We start from the raw sequence: 12,044 nt of genomic DNA on the forward strand, positions 1-12,044 counted from the left end.
TTAGCGAATTATTGTAAAGGTAAGTTATGAATTGCGAACAAATTTTAGAAAATTTGTGTGTTTTTATAAAAGAAGAGCTTTTAAAAAGTGGCAAAGATAATGTTATTTTAGGGCTTAGTGGAGGGATTGATTCTGCTTTAGTGGCTACGCTTTGCAAAAAAGCTTTAGATAAAAATGTTTTTGCACTTTTAATGCCCACTCAGTATTCTAATAAAGATCATTTAAATGATGCTTTAATGCTTTGTCATGATTTAAATATAGAACATAAAATCATTCCTATTGAAACGATTCTTAATGCCTTTATTAAGCAAAGTCAAGATATAGATAAAATTCGCATAGGAAATTATGCAGCACGTATTAGAATGAGTTTGCTTTATGATTATTCTGCACTTAAAAATGCCCTTGTAATCGGCACTTCCAATAAAAGCGAGTTACTTTTGGGCTATGGAACAATTTATGGGGATCTAGCTTGTGCTTTTAATCCTATAGGTGATCTTTATAAAACGCAAGTGTATGAAATGGCTAAATTTTTAAATTTGCATGAAAACTTTATTAAAAAAAGCCCGAGTGCAGATCTTTGGGAAAATCAAAGCGATGAAAAGGAATTAGGTTTTACCTATGAACAAATAGATTTAGGTTTAAAAGCTATAGAAAATGATGATAAACAAACTATAGATCAATTAGATGAAAATTTACTCAAAATGCTAAAAGCGCGTATTAAAAACAATGCCTTTAAAAGATCTATGCCTAAAATCGCAAATTTAATGGAATTTAAGTGAGTGAAGATAAAAAATATCAACTTTGGCTAGATCATTATTTTTTCAAACCTAGTTTTTTTCAAAAATGTTTAGCGTATGCGTTGTTACCTTTGAGTTTTATTTATACATTATTAGCCATTATAAATACTTGGTTTTTTAAAAAAATAGATTTTAAAAAGCCTGTGATCAGTGTTGGAAATTTAAGTTTTGGAGGCAATGGAAAAACACCCCTTTGTAAGGCAATAGCAAGGGAATTTCAAGGTGTTTTTATCGTACTTAGAGGCTATAAAAGAAAAAGTAAAGGTTTGCTTGTTATTAAGCACAATCATGAAATTTTATCCGATGTTACACAAAGCGGCGATGAAGCGATGGAATATGCCTTTGAGGATAAAATTTTAGGCGTAATTGTCAGTGAAAATAGGGCAGAAGGGATCAAAAAAGCTTTTGATTTGGGCGCTAAGATAGTTTTATTAGATGATGCTTTTTCTAAATTTTATATTCAAAAATTCGATATTTTATTAGAGAGCGAAGTAAAGCCTTATTTTAATTTTACTTTACCTAGCGGGGCGTATCGTTTGCCAAAATTTTATAGCAAAAAAGCTGATTTTATAGCACTTGAAAATAGGGATTTTATCCGTTATTCTTATACCAAAGAAAATCCTAAGGCTATATTGGTTACGGCTATTGCGAAACCTTTTAGACTTTATGAGCATTTTATAAAGGCTAGGGCTTGTTATTTTTTTAAAGATCATTATGAATTCAAAAAAGATGAGCTTGAAAAATTACTTAAAAAGCATAATTGTGATACTTTAATGCTTACTTTTAAGGATTATGTTAAAGTGAAAGATTTTGGTTTTAAGTGTCAAATTATAGAATTAAATATAGAATTAAAAGAAAATTTTAAAGAGAAATTGCATCAATATGTAAGGAGTTTTGATTGATTTTAGTTGAAAGTAGAAATATTAACAATAGAGCAGATTTTAAAGAAGCATTGATTAATCCAAATGCGCCACAAGGTGGGCTTTACTCACCTTTAAATTTACCTTATTTTGATGGGGAAAAATACAGCGAACTTTCTTATAATGATTTTGCTTTAAAATTGATAGAAAGCTTTGAATTTGGCTATGAAGAATTATTTAAAAAAGCCCTGAAAAGCTATGAAAAATTTGATCATGGTTTTGCAATCAATTTAAATAAAATCGAAGATAGGGTTTATATTAACGAGCTTTGGCATGGACCTACAAGGGCTTTTAAAGATATGGCTTTGCAACCTTTTGGAGTGCTTTTAAATGAATTTTCAAAAGATAAAAAAATTCTAATCATGTGTGCCACAAGTGGAGATACAGGCCCAGCTACACTTAAAAGCTTTGAAAATTTAGAAAATATTAAAGTTGTTTGTATGTATCCAAATGGTGGAACAAGTTCTTTACAAGAACTTCAAATGAGAGCTTTGGATAAAAATAATTTAAAAGTTTTAGCTATTGAAGGTAATTTTGATGATACGCAACGTATTTTAAAAAATCTATTAGCAAAAGCAGAGTTTAGAGAAAAATTAAAAATGCAAGATTACGAGCTTTGTGCTGCAAATTCTGTCAATTTTGGACGCATTTTGTTTCAAATAATCTATCATTATTATGCGAGTTTAAAATTATGGAATGAATTTAAAGAAAAGATTGAAATTATCGTTCCTAGTGGAAATTTTGGAAATGCTTTAGGGGCTTATTATGCGAAAAAAATGGGTGCTAAAATTGCAAAAATAAAAATCGCATCCAATGCAAACAATATTTTAAGTGAATTTTTCAATAAAGGCATTTATGATTTGCGGGGTAAAATTCTTAAAAAAACTATATCTCCAGCTATGGATATTCTTATTTCTTCCAATATAGAAAGACTGCTTTTTGATAAATTAGGTGATTTAAGAACTAATGAGTTAATGAATTCGCTTAAAAATCAAAATTATTTTATTCTTGATCAAAAAGAATTGCAAAGTTTGCAAGAAGATTTTGAAGCTGATTTTTGTGAAGATAGTGAGTGTATGAGATTTATCAAAGAAAGTAAAACTTTAATCGATCCACACACCGCAACTTGCTTTAAAATGCTAGATACTTCAAAACCAAGCATTATCACTTCAACAGCTGAATGGACAAAATTTACTCCGAGTATGGTTAAAGCGATTTTTGATAGAGATTGTAAAGATGAAAAAGAAGATTTTAAACTTTTAGCTAAAAATTTTAATCTAGAAGTAAAGGAAGAAATTTCTAAACTTTTTGATTTAAATTTGCAAGATAAAAGAGTATATAAAAGCGAAGAAGTTGAAAATGAAATTTTAGAATGGATGAAAAAATGATTATTATACCTACAAGATTAAACTCAACGCGTTTTCCTAAAAAAATTCTTTGTGATATAGGCGGCGTTCCTATGTTTATAGCGACTGCTAAACAAGTACAAGAAGTCGATGAGGTTTGTATAGCGGTTGATGATGAAGAAATTTTAGAACTTGCTACAAAGTATCATTTTAAAGCGGTTTTAACCAGTAAAGAGCATGAAAGTGGCACAGATAGAATCAATGAAGCTTGTCAAAAACTTGCTTTAAAGGATGATGAAATTATCATTAATGTACAAGCGGACGAACCTTTTATAGAAAGCAAAAATTTGCTTTTATTTAAAGAATTTGCACATTCTTGCTTAGATAAAGAAGCTTTTATGGCAAGTTGCTATAAAAGCATAGATAAAAAACAAGCCGATGATCCTAATTTAGTTAAAGTGGTTTGCGATAAAGATAATTTTGCTTTATATTTTTCAAGATCAAAAATTCCTTATGAAAGAGAAGGTTATCAAGATAATTTTAAAGGGCATTTAGGAATTTATGCTTATAGTGTAAAAGCTTTGCGTGAATTTTGTGCTTTAAAAAATTCAATGCTTGAAAAAACTGAAAAACTAGAGCAGTTAAGAGCGATTGAAAATGGGAAGAAAATCAAAATGCTGGAAATTAGCACTCAAAGCATGGGGATTGATACTCAAGAAGATTATGAAAAGGCTTTGAGATTTTATAAAAATTTGTAAAATTTTATGTATTTTAATACATATTTTTAATTTTAATTAAGGAGAAATAATGAAAAAAATTGTTTGTTTTTTAACGATGTTTTTTGCCTTACATTTGATGGCAAAAGATTTGGTTGTGGGTATGGAGTTGGGTTATCCACCTTTTGAAATGAGCGATAAAAACGGAAAAGCAAGTGGGATTAGTGTCGATTTTTTAGATCAATTTGCTAAAGAACACGGTTATAAACTCGTAGTTAAAAATATAGCTTGGGATGGTTTAATACCTGCCCTTAAAACTGGAAAAATAGATCTTATTATGTCTTCTATGACGATTACTGATGAACGTAAAAAGGTTGTGGATTTTACTATCCCTTATGCACAGGCTAATTTGGCAATTTTAACTCCTATTAACTCAAAGATCAAAAGCATAAAAGATTTAGATAAAAAAGGAGAAATTTTAGCTTTAAAACGTGGATCTACAGGGCATTTATATGCAAGTAAAAATCTTAAAAACGCAACCATACATCTTTTCGATAAAGAAAGTGCGGCGATTTTGGAAGTTATACAAGGCAAAGCAGATGGATTTTTTTATGATCAACTGACTATTTATAGAACTTGGCAAAAACATCAAGATACTACAAGAGCTATTTTAGCACCTTTTCAAAAAAGTCCAGAATTTTGGGGTATAGCTATAAGAAAAGGCGATACAGATCTTAAAAAACAATTGGATGATTTTATAAGTAAAAGCAAAAAAGATGGATTTTTTGACTCGCTTGGAGAAAAATATTTAAAAGATGTTAAAGACACTTTTAAAAAGAATCATTTGCAATTCTTCTTTTAAGTTTATAAGAAAAGACTTTTTAGTCTTTTCTTTATCACGTTACAAAACTTTCTACTAATCTTTGAATCAATAAATTCCAACCATCAACAAGAACAAAGATCAAAAGTTTAAAAGGTAAAGAAATCATTACAGGTGGGAGCATCATCATACCCATAGCCATCAAAACAGAACTCACAACCATATCTATAACTAAAAAAGGCAAGTAGATTAAAAAGCCTATTTCAAAAGCCGTTTTAAGTTCAGAAATCATAAATGCAGGTACTAAAACAGTTAAAGAAACATCATCAATCGTTTTAGGATTTGGCAAATGGCGTATGCGATAAAATAAAGCCAGATCTTTTTCTCGAGTATTTTTTAACATAAAATCTTTAAAGGGCTTGATGCTTTTATTAAAGGCTTCTTCGTAGCCGATTTTTTCCGCTAAATAAGGCTTGATACCTTGATTATAAGATTTTGTAGCCACAGGCTCCATGATGAAAAAGGTTAAAATTAAAGCAAGAGTTACCAATATAGTATTTGGTGGCATACTTTGCGTTCCCATAGCTTGACGCAAAAAAGAAAAAACAACGATCAAGCGTAAAAAAGAAGTCATAACAAAAACTATACTCGGAGCAAGCACTAAGATCGTTAATACTATGACTATATTTAAAGTTGTAACAAGTTGATTAGGAGTATTTGGAGCACTAAGACTTAAATTTACCGTAGGAATTGTTGCTTCAGGTGCTGCAAAAAGAGTGCTAAAACAGGCACTCATTATCAATAAAAAAACTATTTTTTTCAAATGCTAACCTTAGATTATTGATTTTAAAAATAGGTTTTATTTTAACTTTTGATGACTAAAAAAGAGTTTAAAACTTTTGTTTAAAATATCCAAAACTTAACTTTAAAATGTTAAAATAGAACAAAATTATTTATCATAAAATAAAGGCTTTAAAGATTATGAAAAATTCAATTTTAATTTTAGCAGCAGGACTTGGCACTCGGATGAAATCGCAAAAACCAAAAGTTTTGCAAGAACTTTGCCAAAAAAGCATGATTTTGCATATTTTAGAAAAAGCCTATGAACTAAGCGATGATGTAAGTGTGGTTTTATCTCATCAAAAAGAGCTTGTTGAAAAAGAAATTCTCTCTTCTTTTCCAAAAACAAAAATTTTAGAACAGGATTTAAAAAATTACCCTGGAACTGCAGGTGCTTTAAAAAATTTCAAATCAGACAAAGAAAAAGTTTTAATTCTTTGCGGGGATATGCCTTTAGTTGAAAGTGAAAGCTTAAAGCAATTATTGCAAAATGATGCTGATTTGAGCTTAGCGGTGTTTCGCGCTAAGGATGCAAAAACTTATGGGCGAGTCTTGATAGAAAATGATAGAGTGGAAAAAATCATAGAATTTAAAGATGCCAACGAAAAAGAAAGATTAATTAATATTTGCAATGCCGGAGTTTATGCGATCAAATCAAAACTTTTATCAGAAATATTGCCTTTAATTGATAATAATAATGCCGCCAAAGAATACTATCTAACCGATATGATAGCTTTAGCCAAAGATAAAAATAAAATCATTAAAGCTATCTATGTAGATGAAAATGAATTTATGGGTATTAATGATAAATTTGAGTTAAGCATAGCTGAAAATTTAATGCAAGAAAAAATCAAAAAGCATTGGATGAAACAAGGAGTGATTTTTCATTTACCTCATAGCACTTTTATAGGATTGGATGTTGAATTTGTAGGAGAATGTGAAGTTTATGAAAATGTGAGAATTGAAGGAAAAAGCAAGATTGTTAACTCCATCATCAAAAGTTCTAGCGTGATCGAAAATTCTATCGTTGAAAATAGTGATGTAGGGCCTTTAGCACATTTGCGTCCAAATTGTGAAATAAAAAATACCCATATAGGTAATTTTGTAGAATGCAAAAATGCAAAATTAAACACCGTAAAAGCAGGGCACTTAAGCTATTTAGGCGATTGTGAAATCGATAGTGGTACCAATATAGGCTGTGGGACTATCACTTGTAATTATGATGGGATTAAAAAACATAAAACTATTATCGGCAAGAATGTTTTTGTGGGATCAGATACACAATTTATTGCTCCTGTCAATATAGAAAATGATGTTATTATTGCGGCTGGAAGTTCGGTTGATTGTAATGTTTCTAGTGGTTCTTTGTTTATCAATAGAGCTAATAGAAAAGTGGTTAAAGATTATTTTTATAAAAAATTTAAAAAATGAAAACTATACTTTTAGCGGTTAGCGGTAGCATAGCTTTTTATAAAGCTTATGAACTTATTTCTTTATTTAAAAAAGAAAAGATTAGAGTTAAAGTCTTACTTAGCCAAGGGCTTTTAAAATTTGCAAATAAATTAAGTTTTGAAGCTTTGGCAGATGAAATTTTATGTGAAGAAAATGAAAGTTGGGAAAATAAAAAAAATCATATAGATTTTAGCAAAGATTGCGATCTTGTTCTTTTTGCACCCGCGAGTGTCAATTCGATCAATAAATTAGCCCTTGGTATAGCGGATAATCTTTTTATTCAAACCTTAATCGCTTGCACTAAACCTTTAATCATAGCTCCAGCGGCTAATACAAACATGTATCATCATTTTAGCACACAAAATTCTTTAAAATTACTTCAAAAAAATAAAGCCTTAATCATCCCTCCAATTTCTAAAGTTTTAGCTTGTAAGGATGAAGGAGTAGGGGCTTTAGCAGAAGTTGAAGATATATTTAACATTACCAAAAGAGAGCTTTTTAAAAAGAAATTTTGGCTTGATAAAAGTGTAGTGATCAGCGGTGGAGGCACAAGAGAAAAAATAGATGATGTGCGTTGCATTAGTAATTTTTCAAGCGGAAAAATGGCAAAATCAATCGCCGATGCCTTTTATTTTTTAGGAGCTAAGGTTATATTTTTAAGTTCTGTAGATTTTAAAACCCCTTATGAAATTTACAAATTTGAAGATTCAAAAGACTTAAAGGCGTTATTGCAAAGATTTTGCGAAAATGATTTTTTGATTATGGCGGCTGCTGTGAGTGATTTTATCCCGCAATTTCAAAAAGGAAAAATCAAGAAAAATCAATTTTCAAAAGGCTTAGATCTTCACTTAAAACTTAATGAAGATTTGCTAAAAAATATCGATTTTAAAGGCAAAAAAATAGGCTTTAAAATGGAATTTGATGCAGAAAATGCTATAGAAAACGCTAAAAAATCTTTAGTGGAGAAAAACTTAAATTTAGTATGCTTAAATATCCTAAATGAAAAAAATACTTTTGGAAGTGATCAAAACGAATTTTATTTTATAAGTAAAGACGCTTGTGAAAAAAGTGGCTTAAAAGATAAAAAAGATTTAGCTTTTGATTTGATTGATTGGTGTGAAAAATTATGATTAACGCCACTCTACCTATCCAAATGAAAGTTTTGGGAAAAACAGGTTATGGTCATTATACCTTGCTTTTAAATCATAAAAAAATTCAAACTAAAAGCATGATTGATCTAGAAATTGGTGCGGAATATTTGGCTGAAATTTATAAAGAAAAAAGTGGAGCGATACAATTTAAACATTTATCAAAAAGACCAGTTTTTACACCTTTTGAAGAAGGTTTGCCTTTGATAGTAGCGATCTTAGAAAATAAGATCAATTATAAAGAATACATCATTTCAAATCTTATGGAATGTAAAAATAGAGAAAAATATCAAATTTTAAAAGAGATGCTTTTTGCAAGTTTTGAAAATATTTATCATATTCCTTTTATTTTTGAAAATAAAGCTTGTTTATTTCAGATGAAAAAGAGGGCTAAATTTTTGGAAATTTATCTTTATTTTAGCGTTTTTGGTGCTTTAAAAATACTCATTGATAATCATGGAGTTTCGATTTTTACTCCTTTTTTTAAAGTGCAAAAATTTTTAAATGAGCATTTGAATTTTAATGTTGTGCAAGATAATAAAATTGCGCCTTTATTTGTATTTAAAAAATTATCTGATTTTAAGGGGTGAAAATGAATGATTTAAAACATCTTGCCATAGTTATGGATGGCAATAGACGTTGGGCAAAGGCTAAGGGCTTTTTGGCAAAGTTGGGTTATTCTCAAGGGGTAAAGACTATGCAAAAGCTTATGGAAGCCTGTGTTGAAGAAGGAATTTCTAATTTGAGCTTATTTGCTTTTAGCACTGAAAACTGGAATAGGCCTAAAGATGAAATAGAATTTATTTTTGAACTTTTAGATCGTTGTTTAAATGAAGCTTTGGAAAAATTTGAAAAAAACAATGTCCGCTTAAGAGCTATCGGTGATTTAACAAGACTTGATCAGGCTTTAAGGGATAAAATCGCCTTAGTGGAAGAAACGACCAAACATTGCAATGGACTTTGTGTCAATCTAGCCATCAGCTATGGTGCCAAAGATGAAATCATCCGTGCTACGCGTCGTGTTATAGAAAAAGGTTTAGAAATCAATGAAAAAAATATCAGTGAAAATTTAGATCTTCCTTTAGATGTGGATTTAATGCTTCGCGTAGGCAATGCAAAAAGACTTTCGAATTTTTTACTTTGGCAATGTGCTTATGCTGAAATTTATTTTAGTGAAACTTTATTTCCTGGGCTTACGAAAAGAGAATTTAAAAAAATCATAAAAGAATACAGAAAAAGAGAGAGAACATTTGGAAGGTGAAATTTTTACACAAAGCTTTCTAAAATTTACTTTTTTGATTATCTTGGGTTTGAGTTTGGGCTCATTTTGTATGTGTTTTTTAAGTCGTTTTTGTGAAAATAAACCCTTTTTAAGTATGAGATCTTATTGTTTTTCTTGTGGTAAAAAACTTAGTATTTTAGATCTTATACCTTTTTTTTCATATATATTTTTAAAAGCTAGATGTAGGTTTTGTAAGGAAAAAATTCTCATTGATATATTTTTAGCTGAAATTTTAGGTGTGATTTTTGTTTTTATTGCTTATTTTTTTAGCAAAAATTTATTAGAATTTCTAGTTTTTTCATTATATTTATTTGTTTTTTGGATGCTTTCTTATATAGATATAAAATTTAAAGCAGTTCCGCAAATATTGCTTTGGGCTTTATTTTTTTTGGCTTTGATTTTAAAGCTGGATATCAATGATTTTTTTTATTTTCTTATTTTTGAAGATTTTAAAAATGGCTTTTTAATACAAGCTTTTTCTTTTGCGGGTTTTTTGTTTTTGCTTAAAAATTTGACAGCCTATATTAAGAATTTCAAATCAAAAAATATACAAGAAAATTTAGGAGATGCAGATATTATCGTGTGTGCTAGTATAGCTGGAATTTTTGGATTTAAAGAAAGTTTTATTATCCTTTTTTGTGGAGCTTTATTGACTTTGCCATTTTTTATTTTTTATAAAAGAAAAGAATTAGCATTTTTACCTTTTATCAATACTGCTTTTATCGGCTATGTGATTTTTTTAATTTTTAATCAGGGATTAGCATGAAGCTTGTTTCAAGATATATTTTAAACCAATTTTTAAGCACTAATCTTTCCATTTTTTTTGTGCTTTTTAGCATTGTTTCTATGGTATTTTTTATCCAATTAGCTAAACTAACTTCAAGTATAGAAATCAGCTTTTTAGATTTACTTGAACTTTATGGATTTATGTTGCCTAGAATTTTAATTTTTACCTTGCCTATATCTTTTTTTATAGCACTGACTTTGACTTTATTTAGACTTTCTAGAGAAAATGAAAGTATAGTTCTTTTTACTTTAGGATTTTCTCCAAAAACTTTGGCTTCATTGTTTTTAAAAATTTCTGCTTTGGTAAGTGCTTTGATGTTATTTACATCTTTAGTGATGATACCTTTGGTGCTTGAACTTCAAGATAATTTTATCGATTATAAAAAAACACAGGTAAAATTTAATTACAAAACAGGAGAATTTGGGCAAAAATTTTTAGATTGGATGATTTTTATAGAAAAGCAAGATGGTGATAAGTATGAAAATATCATTATGTATCATCCAAAAAGAGTGCAAAGCGATAAAGAGCAACTCATCATCGCCAAAGAAGCCACCGTGCAAAAAGAAAGTACGGGTTTTGCTTTTAAACTTTCTAAGGGTAGAATGTATAATTTCGAGCAATCCGGTATGCTTTTTACAGGAGAATTTGAAAATCTCACCTTAAATACAAAATTTAACAACAATGATTTTAAAATCAAAAAATTTTATGAATACTGGCTAGATATCAATACCGACACAAAACGTGCTAAAGAATTTGTGATTTACACCACCATAGCACTTTTTCCACTAGCAAGCACACTTTTTGCACTTTCATTTGGTATCGTCACTTATCGTTATGAGAAAGGTTTTGTGTATGTGGGGATGTTTAGTGTTATCGTGCTGTATTTTGGACTTTTAAGCTTATTTTATAAACCGCCTTTATTGGCATGTTTTAGTATCTTTGTGCTTAGTTTTATTGCTTCAATGATTTGCTTTAAGAAAATGATTTTGAGTCGTTATTGATGAAATTAAAACTGGTTTTTTCTTATGATGGATCAGCTTTTTTAGGCTCTGCTACACAACCACACAAAAAAGGAGTTCAAGATGCCCTAGAGGACGCTTTGACTCATCTTGGAATTTTTTCTAAAACCTACATGGCTTCAAGGACGGATAAAGGAGTACATGCAAGTTTTGCGGTAGCTTGTGTTGAGTGCGGAGATCATTTTAAAGATCTAAACTATCTTAAAAATCAGATCAATAAATTTTCTCATCCTTATATACACATCAAAAATTTAGAAATCATGCCTTTAAATTTTGAGGTGAGATATGATGTTAAGAGTAGGGAATACCGCTATATTTTCCACCATGGTAAATTTAGCCCTTTTATGTCTCAATACGTGTATTTTTATCCGAAAATAGACATTAAAAAAGCCAATGAAATTTTAAAATACTTTATCGGAGAGCATGATTTTAAGTATTTTTGTAAAAGCGGAAGTGATGTTAAAAGCACGGTTAGAAAGGTATTTAAATCTCATGCTTATACTTATAAAGATATGACAATTTTTCATTTTAAGGCCAATGGTTTTTTAAGAGGGCAAATTCGTCTCATTGTTGCAAGTGTTTTAAAGATTTTAGATCAAAAAATGACTCAAAAAGAACTCGTAGAGCAATTAAAAGCTATAAAAAAGCACAATCACTTTTTAGCTCCGCCTAATGGACTTTATCTAAGCAAAATCACTTACTAAAAAATAATAAAATTTATTTATCTATAATAATAAAAAATTTTAATTTGATAACTTCAATTATAATTTATTATAATTACAATTATTTTTAATGATAATATAAATTATTTTTAAAGATAAACTTTTAAATTGGGGTTAAAGCTATCAAAACAAACCCTATAATATCAGCTTTAACTCTACTCAAAATCAAATTGCAATAATCATAATTGCTTAAAA

The 12,044-nt window shown here is 29.2% G+C and carries 13 protein-coding genes; 12 read left to right on the forward strand and 1 reads right to left on the reverse strand.

Going from position 1 to position 12,044, the window contains the following annotated elements:
- Positions 1 to 26: 26 nt before the first annotated feature.
- The 5 genes from H2280_RS04350 to H2280_RS04370 are packed head-to-tail and all read left to right on the forward strand — an operon-like array spanning position 27 to position 4,641.
- Positions 27 to 779: an NAD+ synthase gene (locus H2280_RS04350; RefSeq protein ID WP_337215786.1), complete on the forward strand. Its 753-nt coding sequence runs from the start codon at positions 27 to 29 to the stop codon at positions 777 to 779.
- Positions 776 to 1,699 carry a tetraacyldisaccharide 4'-kinase gene (locus tag H2280_RS04355; protein WP_337215787.1) on the forward strand — a complete coding sequence of 308 codons (924 nt, stop codon included), beginning with the start codon at positions 776 to 778 and terminating at the stop codon, positions 1,697 to 1,699. Before H2280_RS04350 ends, H2280_RS04355 begins: the two co-directional genes overlap by 4 nt.
- Entirely contained in the window at positions 1,696 to 3,105 is a 1,410-nt protein-coding gene (gene thrC / locus H2280_RS04360) for a threonine synthase (RefSeq protein ID WP_337215788.1), read from the forward strand. The genes H2280_RS04355 and thrC overlap by 4 nt, the downstream gene beginning before the upstream one ends.
- On the forward strand, positions 3,102 to 3,821 hold the full coding sequence (gene kdsB / locus H2280_RS04365; protein ID WP_137623725.1) for a 3-deoxy-manno-octulosonate cytidylyltransferase: 720 nt from the start codon (positions 3,102 to 3,104) through the stop codon (positions 3,819 to 3,821). Before thrC ends, kdsB begins: the two co-directional genes overlap by 4 nt.
- 49 nt (positions 3,822 to 3,870) lie before the next feature.
- Positions 3,871 to 4,641, forward strand: coding sequence for a transporter substrate-binding domain-containing protein (locus tag H2280_RS04370; RefSeq protein WP_137623672.1), 771 nt, complete (start codon positions 3,871 to 3,873; stop codon positions 4,639 to 4,641).
- Positions 4,642 to 4,675: 34 nt separating this feature from the next.
- On the opposite strand, the gene fliP is transcribed toward H2280_RS04370, so the two are convergent.
- Positions 4,676 to 5,395: a flagellar type III secretion system pore protein FliP gene (fliP, locus tag H2280_RS04375; RefSeq protein ID WP_407920021.1), complete on the reverse strand. Its 720-nt coding sequence runs from the start codon at positions 5,393 to 5,395 to the stop codon at positions 4,676 to 4,678.
- Positions 5,396 to 5,580: 185 nt separating this feature from the next.
- On the opposite strand from fliP, the gene glmU reads away from it, so the two are divergent.
- Genes glmU through truA form a run of 7 tightly spaced genes read left to right on the forward strand, consistent with a single transcriptional unit; the run spans position 5,581 to position 11,831 of the window.
- Positions 5,581 to 6,870, forward strand: coding sequence for a bifunctional UDP-N-acetylglucosamine diphosphorylase/glucosamine-1-phosphate N-acetyltransferase GlmU (glmU, locus tag H2280_RS04380; protein ID WP_337215789.1), 1,290 nt, complete (start codon positions 5,581 to 5,583; stop codon positions 6,868 to 6,870).
- Positions 6,867 to 8,021 carry a bifunctional phosphopantothenoylcysteine decarboxylase/phosphopantothenate--cysteine ligase CoaBC gene (coaBC, locus tag H2280_RS04385; protein WP_337215790.1) on the forward strand — a complete coding sequence of 385 codons (1,155 nt, stop codon included), beginning with the start codon at positions 6,867 to 6,869 and terminating at the stop codon, positions 8,019 to 8,021. The genes glmU and coaBC overlap by 4 nt, the downstream gene beginning before the upstream one ends.
- Positions 8,018 to 8,629, forward strand: coding sequence for a hypothetical protein (locus tag H2280_RS04390; protein ID WP_137623668.1), 612 nt, complete (start codon positions 8,018 to 8,020; stop codon positions 8,627 to 8,629). Before coaBC ends, H2280_RS04390 begins: the two co-directional genes overlap by 4 nt.
- A 2-nt stretch (positions 8,630 to 8,631) precedes the next feature.
- Positions 8,632 to 9,300: a polyprenyl diphosphate synthase gene (uppS, locus tag H2280_RS04395; RefSeq protein WP_337195659.1), complete on the forward strand. Its 669-nt coding sequence runs from the start codon at positions 8,632 to 8,634 to the stop codon at positions 9,298 to 9,300.
- A 1-nt stretch (position 9,301) separates the two neighbouring features.
- On the forward strand, positions 9,302 to 10,087 hold the full coding sequence (locus H2280_RS04400) for a prepilin peptidase (RefSeq protein ID WP_337215793.1): 786 nt from the start codon (positions 9,302 to 9,304) through the stop codon (positions 10,085 to 10,087).
- Positions 10,084 to 11,109: an LptF/LptG family permease gene (locus H2280_RS04405; protein ID WP_337195660.1), complete on the forward strand. Its 1,026-nt coding sequence runs from the start codon at positions 10,084 to 10,086 to the stop codon at positions 11,107 to 11,109. The genes H2280_RS04400 and H2280_RS04405 overlap by 4 nt, the downstream gene beginning before the upstream one ends.
- Entirely contained in the window at positions 11,109 to 11,831 is a 723-nt protein-coding gene (truA, locus tag H2280_RS04410) for a tRNA pseudouridine(38-40) synthase TruA (protein WP_337215791.1), read from the forward strand. The genes H2280_RS04405 and truA overlap by 1 nt, the downstream gene beginning before the upstream one ends.
- Positions 11,832 to 12,044 lie beyond the last annotated feature (213 nt).

The sequence above is a fragment of the Campylobacter sp. 2457A genome (assembly GCF_020135895.1).
In the GTDB taxonomy this organism is placed as follows: domain Bacteria; phylum Campylobacterota; class Campylobacteria; order Campylobacterales; family Campylobacteraceae; genus Campylobacter_D; species Campylobacter_D taeniopygiae.